At 69.5% G+C, this 19,594-nt stretch carries 15 protein-coding genes; 5 read left to right on the forward strand and 10 right to left on the reverse strand.

Features of this window, described 5'->3' with window-relative positions; translation table 11 throughout:
- The first annotated feature begins 5 nt into the window (after positions 1-5).
- Positions 6-1,046 carry an endonuclease/exonuclease/phosphatase family protein gene (locus tag AC3EO7_RS29000; RefSeq protein ID WP_435592962.1) on the forward strand — a complete coding sequence of 347 codons (1,041 nt, stop codon included), beginning with the start codon at positions 6-8 and terminating at the stop codon, positions 1,044-1,046.
- Between the two features lie 120 nt (positions 1,047-1,166).
- Here AC3EO7_RS29000 and AC3EO7_RS29005 read toward each other — a convergent pair whose 3' ends face one another.
- Entirely contained in the window at positions 1,167-2,363 is a 1,197-nt protein-coding gene (locus AC3EO7_RS29005) for an esterase/lipase family protein (protein ID WP_435592963.1), read from the reverse strand.
- A gap of 512 nt (positions 2,364-2,875) precedes the next feature.
- On the opposite strand from AC3EO7_RS29005, the gene AC3EO7_RS29010 reads away from it, so the two are divergent.
- Complete coding sequence (locus tag AC3EO7_RS29010; protein ID WP_435592964.1) at positions 2,876-3,844, forward strand: FAS1-like dehydratase domain-containing protein; 969 nt, start codon at positions 2,876-2,878, stop codon at positions 3,842-3,844.
- On the opposite strand, the gene AC3EO7_RS29015 is transcribed toward AC3EO7_RS29010, so the two are convergent.
- The 4 genes from AC3EO7_RS29015 to AC3EO7_RS29030 all read right to left on the reverse strand — a co-directional run bounded on the left by AC3EO7_RS29015 (position 3,804) and on the right by AC3EO7_RS29030 (position 7,940).
- Positions 3,804-4,826 carry an LLM class flavin-dependent oxidoreductase gene (locus AC3EO7_RS29015; protein WP_435592965.1) on the reverse strand — a complete coding sequence of 341 codons (1,023 nt, stop codon included), beginning with the start codon at positions 4,824-4,826 and terminating at the stop codon, positions 3,804-3,806. The two genes, AC3EO7_RS29010 and AC3EO7_RS29015, sit on opposite strands and share 41 nt — an antisense overlap.
- A gap of 82 nt (positions 4,827-4,908) precedes the next feature.
- Positions 4,909-5,958: an alpha/beta hydrolase gene (locus tag AC3EO7_RS29020; protein ID WP_435592966.1), complete on the reverse strand. Its 1,050-nt coding sequence runs from the start codon at positions 5,956-5,958 to the stop codon at positions 4,909-4,911.
- Positions 5,955-6,905, reverse strand: coding sequence for an acyl-ACP desaturase (locus AC3EO7_RS29025; RefSeq protein ID WP_431971732.1), 951 nt, complete (start codon positions 6,903-6,905; stop codon positions 5,955-5,957). Before AC3EO7_RS29025 ends, AC3EO7_RS29020 begins: the two co-directional genes overlap by 4 nt.
- Positions 6,906-6,962: 57 nt before the next feature.
- Complete coding sequence (locus AC3EO7_RS29030; protein ID WP_488186295.1) at positions 6,963-7,940, reverse strand: RsbRD N-terminal domain-containing protein; 978 nt, start codon at positions 7,938-7,940, stop codon at positions 6,963-6,965.
- A gap of 430 nt (positions 7,941-8,370) precedes the next feature.
- Between AC3EO7_RS29030 and AC3EO7_RS29035 the strand changes: the two genes are divergently transcribed.
- The gene (locus AC3EO7_RS29035) at positions 8,371-9,921 is read left to right on the forward strand and encodes an acyl-CoA carboxylase subunit beta (protein ID WP_431971730.1); all 1,551 of its coding nucleotides are present in this window, start codon (positions 8,371-8,373) and stop codon (positions 9,919-9,921) included.
- Between the two features lie 278 nt (positions 9,922-10,199).
- Here the strand turns inward: AC3EO7_RS29035 and AC3EO7_RS29040 are convergent, their stop codons facing one another.
- Both AC3EO7_RS29040 and AC3EO7_RS29045 read right to left on the reverse strand, forming a co-directional pair.
- Entirely contained in the window at positions 10,200-10,802 is a 603-nt protein-coding gene (locus tag AC3EO7_RS29040; RefSeq protein WP_431971729.1) for an Rv1733c family protein, read from the reverse strand.
- A complete protein-coding gene (locus tag AC3EO7_RS29045; protein ID WP_431971728.1) occupies positions 10,799-11,446 on the reverse strand; it encodes a TetR/AcrR family transcriptional regulator in 648 nt (215 codons plus the stop codon). The genes AC3EO7_RS29040 and AC3EO7_RS29045 overlap by 4 nt, the downstream gene beginning before the upstream one ends.
- A 463-nt stretch (positions 11,447-11,909) precedes the next feature.
- Here AC3EO7_RS29045 and AC3EO7_RS29050 point away from each other — a divergent pair, with 463 nt between their 5' ends.
- Complete coding sequence (locus tag AC3EO7_RS29050; RefSeq protein WP_431971727.1) at positions 11,910-14,015, forward strand: AMP-binding protein; 2,106 nt, start codon at positions 11,910-11,912, stop codon at positions 14,013-14,015.
- Positions 14,016-14,321: 306 nt separating this feature from the next.
- On the opposite strand, the gene AC3EO7_RS29055 is transcribed toward AC3EO7_RS29050, so the two are convergent.
- Complete coding sequence (locus tag AC3EO7_RS29055) at positions 14,322-15,179, reverse strand: helix-turn-helix domain-containing protein (protein ID WP_431971821.1); 858 nt, start codon at positions 15,177-15,179, stop codon at positions 14,322-14,324.
- A gap of 400 nt (positions 15,180-15,579) precedes the next feature.
- Between AC3EO7_RS29055 and AC3EO7_RS29060 the strand changes: the two genes are divergently transcribed.
- Positions 15,580-16,866, forward strand: a complete 1,287-nt coding sequence (locus AC3EO7_RS29060) for a hypothetical protein (protein ID WP_431971726.1) — start codon at positions 15,580-15,582, stop codon at positions 16,864-16,866.
- 6 nt (positions 16,867-16,872) lie between these two features.
- Here AC3EO7_RS29060 and AC3EO7_RS29065 read toward each other — a convergent pair whose 3' ends face one another.
- Both AC3EO7_RS29065 and AC3EO7_RS29070 read right to left on the reverse strand, forming a co-directional pair.
- Entirely contained in the window at positions 16,873-17,913 is a 1,041-nt protein-coding gene (locus tag AC3EO7_RS29065; protein ID WP_435592968.1) for a fused (3R)-hydroxyacyl-ACP dehydratase subunits HadA/HadB, read from the reverse strand.
- A 56-nt stretch (positions 17,914-17,969) separates the two neighbouring features.
- Positions 17,970-19,373 (reverse strand): lipase family protein, encoded by a 1,404-nt coding sequence (locus tag AC3EO7_RS29070; protein ID WP_435592969.1) that lies wholly within the window; start codon positions 19,371-19,373, stop codon positions 17,970-17,972.
- Between the last annotated feature and the right edge of the window lie 221 nt (positions 19,374-19,594).

Consider the following 19,594-nt stretch of genomic DNA (forward strand, 5'->3'; position numbering starts at 1 on the left):
CCGTTGTGCCGAACTACACCGACTTGAAGCACATCACCGACGCGGGAGCGCGTGGTCGCGTGATCGACGGGCTGTTGCGGCTTCGGGAGGGGTTGGCAGCGGAGGTGCCCGCGCGGTCGGCGACCGACTCGCTGTTGCTGGCGACGTGGAACATTCGCGAGTTCGACTCAGGCAAGTACGGTTTCCGGCCCTTGGAGTCGTATTTCTATCTCGCCGAGATCATGAGTCGCTTCGATCTGGTGGCGGTGCAGGAAGTGCGCGACGGGCTGTATCCGCTCCAGCGAATCCGGCGGCATCTGGGGAGTTGGTGGGATTTCCTGGTCACCGATGTGACGCTGGGGCGATCGGGCAACACCGAACGGATGGCGTATCTGTTCGACCGGCGCAAGGTGGATTTCACCGGGCTCGCCGCGGAACTGGTGTTGCCCGAGCCAGCGGGCGCGACGGACGACGTGGTGCAGTTCGCGCGGTCGCCGTACGTGGCGAGTTTCCGCGCGGGCTGGGCGTATCTGACGCTGGCGACCGTGCACATCTACTACGGCACGGGCACCGCCGACGATCCGCGGCGACTGCGGGAGATCACCGCACTGGCGAAGCTGATCGCGAAGAACGCGCGCGGGCTGTCGGGCGCCCCGCAATACGAGCCCGGGCAGCCGCCGCGCCCGGGAAATGTGCTGATACTGGGCGATTTCAACATCTTCAACCGTCGTGACGTCACCATGCGGGCGATCACCGATGCCGGGTTCCTGGTCCCCGACGAACTGCAGGCGGTTCCGGGCAGCAATGTCGCCAAGGACAGGCACTACGACCAGATCGCCTATTACGAGAAACTCACCGCCCTCCAACCCACGGGTCGCGCGGGCGTGTTCGATTTCTACCGCCACGTCTACACCCTCGACCAGGAAGCCGACTACGCGGGCGAGCGCGCCGAACGTCCCGGTCGCAGCTTCAAGGACTGGCGCACCTACCGGATGAGCGACCACCTGCCTATGTGGATCGAATTCGGCATCGACGACGGGACCCAATACCTGCGCGCACAGCGCTGAGCACGACCGAGGACGCCGGGACAGCCGAAACCCACCGAGCGACGGTGCGTGCGTTACCGGCTCGGTGGGCGCGGTGGCGGGCGTCGGGTTGCCATCCCCGAGCGCCGGCCGGTCATCAGATCATCGGCCGCCACCTCCGATCAGCCAGGGGTTGGGCGCGCATTCGAGCTGCGGATGCCCCACCGGATCCAAGGTGCGCAAGGCGATCGACAGCGCCCGCGGCGAGTACATCATCATGAGGTGGTCGGAGAGGTCCTGCTCGCATCCGTCCTGCAGGGTGATGTTGTGCACCGTCGCGCCGGGGCCCGCTCGCAGGAAGGTCAGCTCGTAGGGGTTGGTGACCTCGTCGTAGCGGGTGCCCACGATCGTGTAGTCCACGCCGGGCACGGTGTCGCCGTTCGCGTTGAGCTTGTCGACGAAATCCGATCCGATCGTCTGCTGGATGCCGGCATGCCCGACGAAGATCTCGATGAAACCCAGGATGTCGATGCCGAGGTTGTTGATCGCCCGGCCCAGCGCACCGATACCGTCCAGGCTGGTGCCGTGATGGGTGGCGCCGTAGGTGACCAGGTTCTGCACCTTGGCGGCGCCGCCCTCGAACTTGGTGTACCAGTTGGCCATCGAGCCGCCCTGCGAATGGGCGACGATGTCGACCTCCGAGGCGCCGGTGGCCGCGAGCACCCGGTCGACGAAGGTGGCGAGCTGCTTGGCGGAGTCCTGGATGTAGCCGGTGCCCATCACGCCGGGCAGCACCGACCCGAGACCGCCGCCCTCGAGCAGGTTGGCGCGGCCGTAGTTGAAGGTGAAGGTGCAGAAACCGGCGTCCTTGATCGGCTGGCCCATGAACGCGAAGCCGTTGTAGGCGTTCATCCAGGTGCCGTGCAGTAGCACCACGGGGCGCGGGTGTTCGGCCGTCGGCTTGCATTTCCAGTCGTTGGCGCCGGGCGGGGCGACGTCGGGGTTCGCCAAGCCGTAGCCGAACGCCTCGACCCAGGAAGTCTTCGACGGGCCGTAACCGACTGTGTCGCTGGCGAATCCGCCGGACGATCCGGAGCTGCTTCCCGATCCGCCGTAGCAGTTACCCGAGCCGTTGCCCGAACCCGCACCGCTGCCGGAGGTGCACGCCGAACCGGACCCACCCGGCCCGGCGACCGGCGTCGCCTCGCGGCCCGCGGCGATGAGCTCCGCAAGGGCCTGTTCGGTCGGCGCGGGCGCCGGGTCGGCCTGGGCTGCTACGCCGGTGAAGCTCATGGCGAGCACCGAGACGATCGACACCGCCGCGGCGCCGAGCGCACGGCCGCAGGTACTTCGTTTCATCGAATGCCTTTCGGTAGGAACGACGTCGTCCCCTCGTTCGCGGGTCCTTCGGTTCGCAGCGCCGCCGTGTCGGTCGGCGGGGCCGAAACTGCGCCAACGCTAGGACCGGATGAACGGCGAAACCCACACTGCGAACGGGTATCTGGACACTTCACGAAGCGTTCGCCACGGCCATAGGGAACGTGCACAGTCCGCGCCGGGCAGGCTTTCGCCGGATCGATAGCGGAGCCACAGTACGAATTTCCGGTATGCCTCCCGATCAGGCGTGCAACCCTCCAATCGGGCGGTCGCCCAACGATGAGATCTCCAGATATCGCCACCATCACGAGGTATCGGGCCGATCCCGCGCAATCATGGAGCGACGTTTCAACGCCATCGAGGGCCACTCGATGGCCGATCACTGGAGATACCATGCTGGACACGGTCTTTCCGAGCGCGTGCCAGCTTCCCCTCTCGGCACACCCGCCTGACCCACCGACGATCCTCGACGGACGAGCAATATGGGAGCAAATATGAACGACCTCGTCACACCCCTGTCTCGCAACGGATCATCGTCGCGCTGTGTGGTGCGCTCCACGACAATTCGCGAATTCGCCCGCGCCGTCCGCAATTTCCATCCGGCGCATCTGCGCGAGGACGCCGCGCATCGACTCGGTTTCTCCGGCCTCGTCGCTCCCCCGACTTTCTCCGCGGTATTCCTCGGCCACGTGCACCGGGAATTGCTCGATGCCGCGTGTACCGGCCCCGCAGCGGCGCGCGTCCTGCACGCCGACCACGTGCTCGACCTGGCCGGGCCACTGGTGGCGGGCGATCACCTGGACTGCCGGGTGCACGTCGAATCCTCGCGATACTTCTCCGACTACGAGGTGCTCACGATCCGGAGCGCGCTCGTCGATCAGGACGGTCACGCGCGGCAGACCGGGACGACGACGCTGCTCGGGCGGGCGCGCACCGCAGCAGCCGCGTCGTCGGTCGCGGAGACCTTCGCCGACCGGAACCCGATCGAGACGGCCCCACCTCCCGTACCCGACCGAATGCCGTGCACCGCAGTTGATTTCGCTTCCCTCGGCGTCGGCGACGAACTTCCGGTCCAGCTGCTCGAGGTCGCCGCGGCGGACCTCGCGGAATACGCCGCGGTGACCGGCCTGTCGAGCGCGGAGGCGCCGGGGATGTACGAACTCGGGCTCGCCACCGGATATCTCACCGACTGGCTCGGTGATCCCGCCGCCCTCACCCGGCTGCGCACCCAGGTCGCACCCGGCGTCCACGGCCTGCGGATCCGGCCCGGCCACCGCGTGCGCCTGGCCCTCCGCGGCCGGGTCACCGGGCTGGACCGGCGCCACCGCACCGCCACCCTGGCCGTGGACCTGCGCTGCGAGGGCCGTCGGCTGTTCGGGTACGCCGCCGCCGAGGCGCGGTTCGAGCGCGAGGCGTCTGCGGCTAAGCCGCCCTGCGCCCCGCCGCGGGAAGCAAACCGGTGAGCCGGGCCAGCCGCCGGTGCGATTCGAGGCGCGCGACGCGGTCGTAGGTGCTGGTGTGCACGAGGATCTCGTCCGCTCCGGTCCGCGTGACCAGCTGCTCGAGCGCCTCGGCGACCTCGTCCTCGGTGCCGTGGATCTGATCCCGCATCGATTCCGCGACCATGCGACGCTCGCGCTCGGTCATCGGCGCCGACTCGATCTCCTCCGGCGGCAGCAAGGCCGGGAATTCACCTCGGGTCCGCGACCAAGCTCCTGCCCAGGCTTCGGGCAGCAGCAGCCGTCGCGCCTCCTCGGTGCTGTCGGCGATCAGGACCGTTCCCGACACCACCACGTACGGCGCACTCCCCCAGGCTGTTTCGCGGAATCCCGCGCGGTACCGATCGATCGCCTCGACCATCCGATCGGTTCCGGCCACCGCCGCGACGACCAGCGGCAGCCCGAATCGGGCGGCGCGATCCGCACCGGAGCCGGTGGCCAGCAGGAACGCGGGCACCCGCAGGCCCTCGGCGGGCCACGCATGCACGCCGTGCCTGCCGTGCGCGAAGTAGTCGAGCACCGCGGCGAGCTGATCGTCGAAATCGTCGGCGTCGGCTTTGTCGTGCCCCAGCGCGCGGCGGACCCCGTCGGTGAAGCCGACCGACCGGCCGAGGCCCATATCGATGCGACCGGGATACAGCGATTCCAGCACCCCGAACTGCTCGGCGACGACCAGCGGCTGATGGTTCGGCAGCATCACCCCGCCGGTGCCGATCCGGATGCGCGAGCTCGCGGCCGCCGCGGCAGCGGCGAGCACGGTGGGCGCCGACCCGGCGACGCCGGGCACGCTGTGATGCTCGGACACCCAGAACCGGTGATAGCCCCACTCCTCGGCCAGCCGCGCGAACGAGACTGTCTCGCGCAGCGCCGCCGGGTGCGACTGCCCGCGCCGCACCCGCGAGCGGTCCAGGATGGAGAAGCGGACGGAGGGCAGTGCTGCGGTCATATCTCTTCTCAACGCGCCCGCCGCTCGCCCATTCCGGCGGCGCTCAGCCTGCCGGGGCACGCTCAGTCAACTCGGGGCACACTCAGCTGGCCCGAGGCACCCCAAGCGCCTCCGCCAGCACCCGCCACGCGCGCGGTAGCTGAGCCTCGAAATCCGGCCAGGTGTGCATGCCCGCGTCCGAGTACTCGATCTCGGCGGGAATCCGCAGTTCGGCGAGCCGGGCGGCGAAGCGCTCGGTGCACGCGCGGGCGCCCGCCTCGAGCGCTGCGCCTCCCCCGGCGAGGCGCAGCGCGTCGACGACCGACGGCGCCGCCGCCACCGCGGCCAGATCGGCGCCGGTGGGGGCGCCGGAGGCGGCGGACAGATAGATGGCGGTGCCGCGCAGCCGGTCCGCGCCGAGCAGGCTGTCGTGCGCCACCCATTCCGGGGAACTCGGTGGGCCCCAGAGGTTTTCCGCGTTGCCGCCGCGCGAGGCCACCGTGATGGTGGTGACCGCGTGACCGAGCGGATCGGCGGTGGAGTAGCAGCCGCTCATCCCCGCGACCGCCAGGTAGTGGCCGGGATGGCGTTGCGCGAGCATCATCGCCGCCTGCGCGCCCATGGAGACGCCTGCGATCGCGCGGCGGCCGTCGGCCTTGAGCAGTGATTCCACGATCGGCGGCAACTCCTCGGTGAGGAAGGTCTCCCAGCGGTTGAGGCCGAGCGCGGCGTCGTGGCGCTGCCAGTCGCTGTACATGCTGCCGGTGCCGCCGGTGGTGAGCACCACGTCGACCGGCTTGTCCGCGAAGAACTGCTCGGCGCCGCCCTTGGTGAGCCAGCCGGAGGTCGGCTCGCCGTCGACCCCGTCGAGCAGGTACAGCGTGGGCCGCGGCCCCTCGCCCGACCCGCGCAGGACGTCGACGACGATGACCCTCCGCATCGCGGCCGAGGCGATGTGCAGGCGGTCGCGGCGGGGACCGACGGTCTCGATGGTCAGCAGACCGGTTCTGGTCATCTTCGGATCGACGGCGGGCGGCTGGGTCGGCGCGGCCGCGGAGCCCGCGGGTGCGCTGAGCACCTCGCCGAGCACGGGCGCGGTGGTCGCGGCGGCGATGAGGGCCAGCGCCGCCGCGGTGATCGACACTCGTCTCATGAGATCGCGGCGGCTCCCTCCGCTCGGCGGGCGGCGGCGCGTTCCCGCTGTTCCTCGAAACGGCGCGCCCGCGCCTCCAGGTCCTCCAGGTAGGCGTGCAGTTCGTCGCGGGCTCGCTCGCCGTCCCCGGACAGATCGGTGCGATCGAAGACGTTCCAGGCACGCAGCACGGGGCGTATCACCACGTCCAGGTGCTGTCGCAGATCGTAGATGCCGTGTTTGGCGAGCAGCACGGCGTTGCGGCGGAAGCCGGGCTGGGTCAGGCCGGGCATCTGGAACTGGGTGACGATGTCGGTGATGGCACGCAGCATCGCATTGGGCGTGAGGTCGAGCGCCGCGGCGCTCAGGTTCCGGTAGAAGATCATATGCAAGTTCTCGTCGGACGCGATTCGTTGCAGCATACGCTCCGCGATGGGTTCATCGCACGCGCTCCCGGTATTCCTGTGGCTGATTCTGGTCGCCAATTCCTGCAATGTCACATACGCCACCGAACGCAGAAATTGCGGCCCCTTCACGGGTTTCGCGATACCGGCGGTCATGTGCTGCATCCGCGCCGCTTCCAGCGCAACGGGATCCACCGCGCGGGTGACCACCAGATAATCGCGCATCACGATCGCGTGCCGATTCTCCTCGGCGGTCCACCGGCCCACCCAGGTGCCCCAGGCGCCGTCCAGCGAAAAGGATTCCGAGATCTCCCGGTGATAGGAGGGCAGGTTGTCCTCGGTGAGCAGATTCGTGATCATCGCGACCCGGGCGACCTCGGACAGTGTGGATTGTCCTGGCTCCCAATCGATTCCGCCGAGCGCCGCGAAATTGCGGCCGTCGTCCCACGGCACGTAGTCGTGCGGATTCCAGTCCTTCGCCTTGCGGAGATGGTCGTCGAGCAGCCGCTCCGCGACCGGTTCCAACTCGCGCAGCAGGTCCAGATCGGTCGACGCGGTGGTCACTGGTCACTCCTTGCCCGCCTCGAAGGTCGAGGCGCCTTCGACGATAGGGCCGAAAACTCAGGCCGAACGCCCCATTCGCCGTTTGTTGGGGGAGGTGACTGCCGTCCCGTCGGCCTGCTGGGGCGAGTCACAACCGATCGATTCCCCCAGATCGGCCATCGGATACAGGCCGGGAGGGCGGTTCGCCGCGCGGATCCGGCCGAGCAGATCGTGTGCACGCCCGGCCAATTCCGGTATGCGGCAACGGGCTCCGGCGGTGACGGTCGCCGTCAGCGGAACCTCGGCGGCCTCGCTCACCACCTCGAGCACCTCGGCCGTCATCGCCAGGGGCGTCAGCGCGGACGCCTCGTCGATCGGCACCAGCACGGTGCCGCCTTCGGTGGACAACAGCGACAGCGCTCGCGAGCCCAGCGGATTGGCGAGGGCGGCCTGCACTCTGCGCAGCTTGCGGCGCCCGGCCGTCGCCCCGCCGCCGGGGCGCAGTTCGTCGCCGTGCTGCGGGATGGACACCGCTACCACCTGGTAAGCCGGTGCGAGGGCGATGCCGGTCTGCCGGGCGAGCTGGGCCACGCCGTGCCCGCTCAACAGCGCCGAGACGAGGGTCTGGGCCGCGGTCTGATGCTCCTTGGCGACCAGCCGATGCTCCTCGACGTAGGCCGCCGAGGCCGCCACCGTGACCATCTCCAGCGCACGGACGATCAGGGTGGCCCCGGCCATCACCTGGTCGGAGTCGCCGTCGCCCGCCTGCGCGGCGAGGAATTCCAGCCCGGAGCGAATCCCGTCGTGATACGCCTCGAGCACCGTTTCCAGCCCGATGCCCTCGCGCGCCCAGCGAATTGCGGTTCCGGCGATCTCCGCGGGTTCCGGAGGTGCCGGAAATGCGCCGGGATCGAGTACCTCCATCGCCTCGGCGAGACAACTCCGCGTTATCGTCGCGAGATCACCGGGAGGCACTCCGCGCGCCGGATATCTCAGGTGTTCCACTAGCTTGGTACGCAGAGTCTTGAAGCCCGAACCGGCCTGTGTGCCCGCCATGACTGTCGAACAATAGCGGCGATCGCGCCGATATCCCGGCGCGTTACCGAGTTCCGGGCTTTTCATCAGATCGCACACGAGGAGTTGGGCGTAATCACAAGCAGATCACGGCTTTTCGCGCGACGACCGTCGCACGGCATGGTTGCTCCGACCGACCCGAACGGTGCCGGATGAAAATGTCACGGGCTCGGGACGCACGGGCGCGCAGAATATTTTCCGGACCGGTCGGCAATTGCGCTCGGACGCGTAACCCCGCGCGTCGCGGGAACGATAGGACATCCGACCAAGCGCGCGGCGAAGCCCGCTGCGAGTTGTCGTGTGAGAAGGGTGGCCGGAGTGTGCCGGGCGTCTCATCACCGATAGCATCGAGCGCCGCGCCTCCGTACCGCGGACCGGGCGCAACGTCGAGTGGGAAGGACTACCCAGACATATGACCGGTACGCGAGAAAAACTGGAGCAGCTCCGGGGCATCCTGGAGCTCGCCGAGGAGCCCGCAGGCGAGGCAGGGATCGCAAAACGCAAGGCCAAGGAGATCCCCAGCGCCCGGGAGCGCGTCCGGATGCTGCTCGACCCCGGCACCTTCGTGGAGATGGGCGCGCTCATGCGCCAGCCCGGCTCCGGCAACGCGATGTACGGCGACGGCGTGGTGACCGGCCGCGGCTACATCGAGGGCAGGCCGGTCGTGGTGATCGCTCACGATCAGACCGTGCACGGCGGCTCGGTCGGCGAGATGTTCGGCCGCAAGGTGGCCGCGGCCATGGAGTTCGCCTACGAGAACGCCTGCCCCGTGATCGCGATCAACGATTCGGGCGGCGCCCGGATCCAGGACGCGGTCGCCTCGCTGGCCTGGTACGCGCTGATGTGCCGCCGCCAGGAGGACCTGTCGGGCTTCGTGCCGCAGGTGGCGATCATGCTCGGCAAATGCGCCGCCGGTTCGGTGTACGGCCCGGTCAACATGGACGTGCTGGTCGCGACCGACAAGTCCTACATGTTCGTCACCGGCCCCGAGGTCATCAAGGCGGTCACCGGCGAGAGCGTGAGCGCCGAAGAACTCGGCGGCGCGGCCGTACAGGCGACCAACGGCACCGTACACCACGTCGCGGACAGCGAGCGCGCCGCCTTCGACTGGGTGCGCGAGTACCTCGGCTACCTGCCCTCCAGCTGCCTGGAGCAGCCGCCGGTCGTCAACCCGGGGCTCGAGCCGGAGATGACCAAGCACGATCTCGAGCTGGACTCGATCATCCCGGACTCGGACAAGGTCGGCTACGACATGCACGACATCCTCGTGCGCATCTTCGACGACGGCGGCTTCCACGAGGTCAGCGCGGGCACCGCGCAGAACCTCATCACCGGCTTCGCGCGGGTCGACGGCCGCAGCGTCGGCGTGATCGCCAACCAGCCGATGGTGCTCGGCGGCGCCCTCGACGCGCGGTGCTCCGACAAGGCCACCCACTTCATCCGCCTGTGCAACGCCTACGGCCTGCCGCTGGTGTTCGTCGTGGACACCCCCGGCGTGCTGCCAGGCATCGAGGAGGAGCGCAGCGGCGTCATCAAGCGCGGCGGCCGGTTCTTCCGCGCGGTGATCGAGGCGACCGTGCCGGTCGTGACGGTGGTGACCCGCAAGGCCTACGGCGGCGGCTACGCGGTGATGGGCTGCAAGCAGCTCGGCGCCGACATCAGCCTGGCCTGGCCGACCGCGAGGATCGCCGTGATGGGCGCCGAGAGCATGGTCGGCATCATCGGGCGCAGGCAGCTGGAGGCGACGCCCGCCGAGCAGCGCGCGGCCGTGCGCGAGCAGATGATCGATTTCTACAACGCCACCATGGCGACGCCGTGGATCGCCGCCGAGCGCGGCTACATCGACGCGGTGATCGAGCCCTCGCAGACCCGCCTGGAGATCCGCAAGGCGCTGCGGCTGCTGCGCGACAAGGATCCCAAGCCGAAGCACAATCCGCGCAAGCACAGCCTCTTCCCCGTCTAGCCGAATACGCCGGTTGTGCTGTCTCACAACACATCCGGTGATGGGTCGTGGGATCGCCGGATGTTCGTCCATACGACGACATCGGGTGATCCCATCGCCTAACCTCGGATTCGTGTCCGGCCCTCGTTCGCCGCGCAGCGGCCGGACACAGTGGCGTGCCTGCCGAGGTTTGTTCCCTACCCTTACCCGGCGGGCACGCCGCACTTCATCGCGCCGGACGCCCCGCTCGCCGGATCGCACCTCTCGCAACGGAATTCATGCCTGCGACAGGGAAGGACTCAGACCGCGCCGCGACCGCCCCAGGTGAGTCCCACCGTCGCCCATTCGGTTTCCCACCGGCGCGCACGCCTGCGGTCCAAACTCGCGCGCAGCAGGTAGTACCCGGTCGCGAAGCACACCAGCACCGCGCAGGACACCGCGCCCGACATCAGCACCGCGCGGCTCAGCGCCTGGGTCTCCGACGGCGGCTCCACCACCCGGCCGCTCGGGTCGAGCCAGATACTCACGGTGGCACCGGGTTTCACCAGTGTGCTGGAGCGGTAGTCCTCGACGTGCGCGACATTCTGACCGTCCACCCAGGACACCCGCGCGGGCGTGATCGGCGCGTACAGCGGCGCCTTGCCCACCTCGATCACAGTGGCGTCGACGCGATGCAGCTCGGCGATACGGCTTTCGGTGGCAAGGGTTTCCGTCTCGTAGACCCGGCCGCCGAGCACGATCGCCACCACCGGGACGACGACGAAGAACAACAGCGTCAGCAGCATGCCGACCCCGGATTGGAGCCGGTCCTCGCGGCGGCGCATCGGATTGCGGTCCCATCCCATCCGTCGGCAGGTCCGGCGCACGATGCCCGCCGATCCGACCGGGCGCTCCCTGGTCATGACGCTGACTCCTCGTACTCGATGTCGGTGGCCAACCCGGCGAGGGTGTCGAAGAAGCCCTCGATGAGGTCGGGCAGGCCGTCCGGGTCGACCCCCGCGGCCCAGGTCTGCAAGGCCGCGACGATGAGCCCGGAGCAGGCCGCGACGACCGTCGCCGGGCGCAGATCCTCCGCCGGGTCCACGCCGAGGCGCGCGGCCAGGATTCGTACCGATTCGCGCTGGCCCTCGTTGCGGATGCGTTGATAGCCGGCCAGCAGGGCCGGTTCGTCGTCGAAGCGCTGGAACAGGGCCCACCGCCGGGTCAGCAGCCCGGCCCGCACCCCGGTGTATTCGGCGGTCAGCCAGTCGTGCACCGCGTGGCGATAGGCCCGCAGCGGCGGCTCGTGGGCGGGGCGGCAGGCCAGCGCTTCGTTCAGCAGATGCATGTCCTGGTCGATGTCGCCGAGAATGGCCGCCTCGATGGACGGGAAGTGGCGGCTGAAGGTGCGCCGGGTGACGCCGGCCCGCTCGGCGATGTCCTCCACGCTCACCGCGACCAGACCGCGCTCGGTCAGCAGATCGAACGCGGCCCGCGACAGCGCCTCGCGGCTGCGGCGGGTGCGCAGCCTGCGGCCGTCCAGGTCGACGTCGTCGCCGGTGCCCATGAACCCATCCTATCAATATTGTCCCGTTGGGACATTAGTTTCCCCGGGATCGCGAACCCCGACCTCATACCCGGGCACCACCCGCGGACGAGCGCCCGGAACCGCCCCACCCGACGGCGAGGGCGCCCGGCGTTCGCTTGCGCGGCGACCACCACCGGACGCGAACACGGGGCGACCCGGGGAAACGCCCGCGATTCACGCCGCCCGGTTATGAGTTCTCACAAAGCTGTCCAAAATTGCCCGGAAATCCACCCCGTGTGCATCTCGGGAATTGCCGTCTCAGAAAGCCGTCGCGCCGCTTCGAGTTGTGTTCGACCACAGCCGAATTCGCTTGTTAATAGGCGAGAAAACAGTCGACCACCAGGCCAAACACCGGACTCTTGACCAAGATTGCGCCGGGAGCTACAAATGAAATCTCCGCCGACCCGAGCTGTTCGAACCGGCCGACGAGAATTGCAAGCCAGTGGTTACCGACGTCATCGATGTGACCGCGGAATTTCCGATCCCCCGCCAGGCGGTGTGGGACCTGCTCCGCGAGCCGCAGACCTATCCCCGCGTCTTTCCCGGAATCGGCGCGTGCGAACCGCTGGAATCCGCTGGCGGACACCAGATGCTGCGCTTCCGGGTCGGCACCGCCCGGGTCGGCGTCCGCACCCAGGTGATCCAGCTACGCATCGGGCGGTGGTACGAAAGCCTCGAGCTGGTCAGCCCGACGCTGGGCAGCTTCGCCTCGATCCGGCTGCGCGGCACCGAGGAACGCACCCGCATCTCGGTCACCTTCTTCGGCCCCGGCCGCATCCATCCGTCCGTCGCGGACGCGGGCAACGGCGCGATCATCGCCTGGACCGAGCGCGGCCTGCGCCGGATCGCCGATCTGGTGCGCGGCGCGGCGACCTCGGTCGTGGTCAATGGCGAGAACTCCCCCGTCCGCCGCCGCGCCGAGGTGGCCAGGCAGATGATGACCACCGGCGTACTGCGCGCCCACCGGCCCGACCTCGGCCTCAAACAGCTGCGCAGGCTCTCGGAATGGGGATTCAACCTGGCGGGCGGCTACGCCGCCGCGGCCGCGTTCGCACCGGGGCGCACGGCACTCATCGACGCGCACGGCGCACGCACCTTCGACGAGATGCACGAGCGCACCCACGCCATCGCGGGCGCCATGGCCACGCTCGGGCTGCGAGCAGGCGATGCCATCGGCCTGCTCGCGCGCAACCACGGCGGCATGGTGGAGATCATGGTCGCCGCGGGCAAGCTCGGCATCGACGTCGCCCTGTTGAACACCGGCCTGCCCGCCCGGCGCATCGAGGAGGTCGTGCAGCGCGACAAGCTCACCGCGCTGTTCGTGGACGGCGAATTCGACCATCTCGTGCAGTACCTGCACGCCGATCTGCCGCGCTACGCGACCGACCGGACCAAGCCGGTGCCGGGGCGAACGACCCTCGACGATCTCGCGGCCATGGGGCAGAACAACTTTCGCAAGCCCTCGCATCCCGGCAAGCTCATCGTGCTGACCTCGGGGACCTCCGGCACCCCGAAGGGCGCGCGCCGCCCACACGCCAAGGGCTTCAGCACCATCGCCGCGCTGCTGTCGCGCATTCCGCTGCGGATGGACGAGACGATGCTCATCCCCGCGCCGCTGTTCCACACCTGGGGGCTGGCCGCGCTACAGCTGAGCACCGCGCTGCGCTCCACCGTCGTGCTTCCCGCGCAGTTCGACGCCGAGGACTGCCTGCGCCTGATCGCCGAACACCGGGTGAGCACGTTCATCGCGGTGCCGATCATGGTCCACCGCATCCTGGAGCTGCCCGCGCACGTGCGCGCCCGCTACGACACCTCGAGCCTGCGGGTGGTCGCCAGCTGCGGCGCGCCGCTCGCCGCCAGCACCGTGCTCGACTTCATGGACACCTACGGTGACGTCCTCTACAACGTGTACGGCTCCACCGAGGTGTCCTGGGCGACCATCGCCGATCCCACCGACCTGCGCGCCGCGCCGACCACCGCGGGCAAGCCGCCGCTCGGCACCAAGGTGGCGGTGCTCGGCCCGGACCGCAAGCCGCTGCCCGTCGGCGCGACGGGGCATATCTTCGTCAGCAACCACATGCTCTTCGACGGCTACGTCAACGCCGCGCCGCCGGACGAGGCCGACGGCATGCTCGACACCGGCGACCTCGGCTTCCTCGACGCCACGGGCAAGCTGTTCATCGCGGGCCGCGATGACGAGATGATCATCTCCGGCGGCGAGAACGTCTTCCCGCGCCCGGTCGAGGAGGCGCTGGCCTATCTGCCGCAGGTCCGCGAGGTCGCGGTGGTCGGGGTTCCCGATCGCGAGTACGGCCAGCGCCTGGCCGCCTTCGTGGTGAAACGCGAAGGGGCGGGCCTGGATTCGGATATGGTCCGGAACTACATCCGCAATCGGCTGAGCCGCTTCTCGGTGCCGCGCGACGTGACCTTCCTCAACGCGCTGCCCCGCGGCGAGACCGGCAAGATCCTCAAGCGCCTGCTCACCGGCGGCGCCGAGGACGCGGCGCCGCATCCGATCATCGGGACGATCGCGCCGGGCTCGTTCTGACGTCCGGCGAACGCGGGCGCGGCCGGACCTCCGGCGCGGCGTTGTGAGAATTCAACGCGCTACGTGGCCGCGGCTGGGCATGCCCCAGATTCCGCTCGCCGACCTGCCGGTCCACCGAGCCCGTGGCTATGCTCGCCGGGACGGCTCCGGCGCAGGCCGACCCGCAGCGGCCTGCCGCGCGACAAGTACCGGAGCCGCTGTGGCAGACCGTCCCGGTCGGCGTGACATCGCTCCCAACACCGTCGCACCGCCGGGGCGGTCTGCTCGTCTCGGCTGCCGCTCGGTCGCGCCCGCGCGGCAGCCGGGCTAGACCGATCCGGTCGGCTGGTCCACGGTCGGCGGTTGACGGTCGCGCAGCGCTTCCAGCAAACCGCGCGTGTACTGGGGCGGCGCGGCGTGCACCGAGAGCAGATTCGCGACGGCGCGATACGCGGCCAGGTCGGATTCCTTGTCCAGGTACAGCGCGCCGGTCAGTTGCTGGAGGTAGACGATGTCGGGCAGGTCGGCCTCGGTGAACCGCAGCATGGTGAACGCGCCGTCGGCCAGCGCGGGTCCGCCGACGTGGTCGGCGAGCACCTGCAGGGTGATGTTGGGTTGGTCGACCGCCGCGAGCAGCCGGTCGAGCTGCTCGAGCCAGACCGCGGAACCGCCGATGCGCCTGCGCAACGCCGCCTCCTCCACGATCAGCCAGATCCGCGGCGGCTCCGGCTTGGTGAGGATGTGCTGACGGCGCATACGCAACGCCACCCGGCGTTCGATCGCGGCGAACGACTCGTTCGGGTGCGCCAGCGACAGCAGCGCCCGCGCGTAGTCGGCGGTCTGGAGCAGTTCGGGTACGGCTCTCGGCTCGTAGCAGCGGATCAACCTGGTCGCCTGTTCGAGCCCGAGGTAGGTGTCGAACCATTTGGGCAACCAGTCGTTGTCACGATGCCACCAGCCGGAGGCGTTGGCCTGGCGGGCGAGCGCGAGGAACTCCTCCCGCTCGGTCGGGTCTGCCACCCCGTAGAGCGTGAGCAGATCCACCAGATCCCGTTCGCGGAATCCGGTGCGCCCCAGCTCCAAGCGGCTGATCTTGGAGTGCGAGCCGCGGATCGACTCGCCCGCGTCCTCGCGTGAGATGCCCGCGGCCTCGCGTAATCGCCGCAACCGCCCGCCGAGCAGCATCCGCAACACCGTCGGGCCATCGCCGACGCCGGGATGCTTTCCTGGAAAAGGAGATTCGGCCGCATGTCGCACTTCCGGAGCACGCATTCACCGAGTTTGCCATGATTTCGTGCCGACTCTCCAGGGCATAGGCTGGTGTCGTGCGTAAGACATGCACAGTTGTCTGTGCACGCCGACGGCCGGGGCACGCGTGGCAACGGCTTCGCGGGCCGGGGCAACCCCGGCGGGACGTGCACGGCTGGGACCCGCGCAGCGCGCTCGGACCGGGCGCGGCATCCGGCGAGCTAACGTTTCCGCGCATCCCGCCGCTATATCGAGTAAGCAGCGGACAGGTCTCGGACCCATCGGCGCACGGGCCCGCGACGAATCTTCAGGAGTCGCGTAAGCAGAGGTGATCTGTATGGCAACCGTTGGCGTTTCAGCGGACCGATGGTCGGTCCGCGGAGTACTGCTCTCCCATCCGACAGCGGACGAACCATCATCGGCCCCGCTCGAGGAGGTGGAACAGGAGATCGGCGCGGCCACCGTGGCCGAGACGATCCCTGAGATTCTCGAAGCGCTGGCCGACCGGACGCTCTCGCTCATCGAGAACATCGCGCTGACGTACCGGACGGTGGACGAGCGACGCGCGATCGTCACCCACCTGGCCACCGGCCGGTGGCGGACGTCCTCGCTCGTCTCGGTGCGCTCGGCGCTGCTCGCTTTCGTCCGTGACGTCCCGAGTCTCTACCGATTCGAGACCATTCTGGTGCTCGAGGTCGCCGACCGTGATCTGACCTTCATCCTCACCGACGCCGCACGTTCCAGGATTCTCGGCTCGGGCACGTGGCGCGCCGGATCCGATCCCGCGGCCGAAGCGCACGACCGCGTGCGCCCCGCGCTGCTGTCCCAGGGCCTGACGCTGGACGGCGTCGCGCTGTGCGGCGCACCCGTCACGGCCGAACTGCGCCGCGAGTGCGAGCGCGCCTTCGGTGTCCCCGCGGAGATCGTCGACGAGCCGCACACCGCGGCCGCGCTCGGCGCCGCCCGCATCGCGGCCGCACAGCTGCCCGAGGATTCCGGACATGAGCACGGCCACGAGCCGAGCGGCGCCACGGCGCTCGCCACCCGCGAGCGGCGGCGAGCCGGTGTCATGCTGCCGGTCGGCGCGGCGGCGGCCGCGGTGCTCGCCGCGTCCGGCATCGCGGTCGCCCACGTCACCGACAACGGGGTGTGGGCACGCCAACCGGACCACAAGACCGCCCAGGCCCAGGCCCCTGCCACGCCGGACCCGGCCGACCCCTCCGCACCGCCGATCGTGATCGAGTCCACCATTCAGGCGCCGACCTCCGCCGCGCCGCAGAACCCCGGGCGGCCGACGCCGCGTCCGGCCGCGCGGCCTATCGACCCCGGCGACCCGGCCGATCCGTACGATCCGAACGACCCGCGTCCAGAGACTCATACGAGGACAGTGGAACCGACACAGTACGACGGACCGGCGACACCCGGTGGAGAAGCCGCGGCGCCGGGTCAGGAGCCGGCCGCCACACCGGAGGTACCGACCACGACGGCGGTCGGCGCGCCGAACGGCGACGGCCTGTTCCCCGGCGAATCACCGCCTCCCCCGGTCGGTTCCGATCCCGCGGCCATCTCGGCCTGGTGGGAGAACCACCTGCGCCTGAAGCAGATCTGGATGCAGGGAGGTTGAGCGGGTTCAGGCGAGCCGGACCCGCGCGCTGGCCCTGCCGAACAGCTTGCGGTCACCACAGGTGGCGGTGACGAGCACGGTCGCGGTGCGTTCGACCGGATCCAATTCCTTGACGCGCCCGCCGAATTCGATCGTGCTGTTGCGGTCCGCGGGCACCGGCGCGAATCCGGCGAAGCGCACGCCGTAGTCGAGCACCGCACCGGGATCACCGAGCCACCGCGTCAGGTATCCCGCGCCGAAGCCCATGGTCAGCAGACCGTGCGAGATGACGTCGGGCAACCCCACCGCCCTGGCAATTTCGTCGCTGAAATGGATGGGATTGGTGTCGCCGGAGACGCCCGCGTAGTTGACCAGGCCGCCGCGCGAGAGCGCCACCCGATGCTCGGGCAGTCGATCACCGACGCGCAGGTCCTCGAAGCGAATCCGGCCGGGCCGGTCGCTGGTTTCCGCGACCTCCGCCGGGCCTTCGGCGCACTCGGCCATCCGCGCCGCGCCGGGGCGGCCGGTATCGCCCCGCGTGGCGGGCGGCTGCACGACGCCCGCCACCGTCGCGGCGAGATCGCCGACCAGCTCGACGCCGGTCTGCGCGACGACGGTGCTGTGCGCGGTTTGCAGCGGCCGCCCTGCGCCGTCGCGGAGCAGGCTACGCATGACCAGTATGTCCATCGCGCCGAATTGGCGGAACGACTCGAACGAGCACTCGCTGACCAGATCGTCGCCCGCGACGATCGGGCGGTGCACCCGCACCTGCTGTTCGGTGTGCAGCACCTGGCTGATGTCGTAGCCGGTGAGCTCCGTTTCGAACAGGGTTCGCTGCATTTGCAGCCAGACGATTGCCGGGAAGGTCAGCGGCGCGACGAGACCGTCGTAGCCGAGGGCCGTCGCCGCGTCCTCGCTCCAGTGCGCCGGGTGATCGTCCTGCACGGCCTGGGCGAATTCTCTGATCTTCTCGCGGCCGACTTCGTAGTGGTCGGCGAGCCGGAAATGCCGCCCGACCAGCGCCTCGGCTTGCTGGGCGGCGGATGGGGTGTCGAGGTACAGCGTCATGTCAGTTAATCGCGCGGCGACGCCTCAGCGCAACGCCGGAGGAAAGAAGTAGCAGGTCAACACGCGTTTCGCGCGGGGGCGCCGCGCAGACGTTCGTCGAGCCACAACATTGCCTCGGGATAGCCGGTCACCGCGCCGATGAGATGCTCGCCGAACACCCCGCGATAGACCGCGGAAGCCCCCAGCTCGCACTGCTCGCGATAGAGGTTGCGCGCGCCCTCGGCCGGGATCCAGAACTCCTGGTCGCCGTTGAAGATGTAGAGCGGCACCGCCGAGCGCCTGCCTTCCATTCGCGTCACCCGGTAGATCTCGGCGGCGAAGTCCGAATCCAGCGGATCGGCGAAGTTGGCGGCGATGTCGATGGGTAGCATCAGCACGCCCGCGGCCCCGAAGACGCTGCCGCACAGATCTTTCGCCGGTGAGGTCGCGATCCATTGGGCCAGGTTGTTCATCCGGCCCAGGATCTCGGGGCGCTCCCTGCCGATGGCGAACACCGCGGCCATGAAGACCGCGGAGGCCAGATTGCCGTTCATGCTGCGCGCCAGGATCTCGTAGTCGGCGGGCACCCCGCCCAGCGCGGCCCCGACGACGACCTCGGACAGTTCCGGCGCGTAGTCCGCGATCAGCTTGACCGCGCCGTGCGTGGCGATGGCGCCGCCGGAGTAGCCGAACATGCCGAACCCGCTGGCGCCGAACTCCTCGGGCAGCAGGTTGCGCACGGCACGGATGGCATCCAGCACCGCGTGGCCCGCGACATATGGTTCGGCGTAGGCCATCCAGGGACCCTCGTGATCGGGAATCAGCACCGCGTAGCCCCGCAACAGCGCCAATTGCGTTGTGGGCGGGATGAAGTCGGTGACGCTGGTGTTGTCGGTCCACCCGTTGGCCAGGCTGTATCCGGGCGTGCAGTCGCGGCCGAGCGCGTCGATCGGCAGGTTGTTCACCACCACCGGGCGATCGCCGGGGCCGGTCCACACGCCGGGAGGCACGACCAGTGTCGCGGTGGCGAAGGAGGGCCTGCCGTGCGCGTCGGTGGTGCGGTATTTCATCAGCAGCGCTCGGCGGAACGGCACCAGCACCAGCAGCCCCGCCGTGGCGGTGACATCCCGGACCTCGATGATCTGGCCCTCGGTGTAGTCGGCGAGGCCGGGCGGCCACGCGTCGAAGATCGGATCGCCGACCGGCGCGGGCAGCACCGCCTCGCGCAGCGCGGCCAGCGTCGGTGAGAGGCCCGCGGTCTCCAGCACCGCGCCGTCCTGTCGCGGCGCGGTGACGATCGCGGGCGGCGGGATCACCCGATCGATCAACTCCTGCAGGCCGGGCAGCAACGATCCCGAAACATCGGGCAGTGCGGGCAGGCTCGGCGGCACGGGCGGTGCGGGCGGCTGGGCCGCTGCGTGGCCCATCGTCACCGAACCGGCGAGCAGCACCGTCAGGAAAAGGGCACGCAAACATCTCATGGCACACGCCTCTGGGTGCGACGTCGGGTTCGCCTGGCGCCCGGGAGATGCGGCCTTCCACCCCGAAATGCCCCCTGTCGCGCCGGGGCCAGGGACTCAGGCTAGCCGGACGCGCAGAGACGGATGTCCGCTCGTGCTCGAGTTGTGTGTGTCATGACGCCGAATCGCAACAACCGAGCCGAATTCGGTCCGCCGCGAGGTGGATTCGGCTCGGTTGCGGT

It is taken from the genome of Nocardia sp. bgisy118 (genome assembly GCF_057708605.1).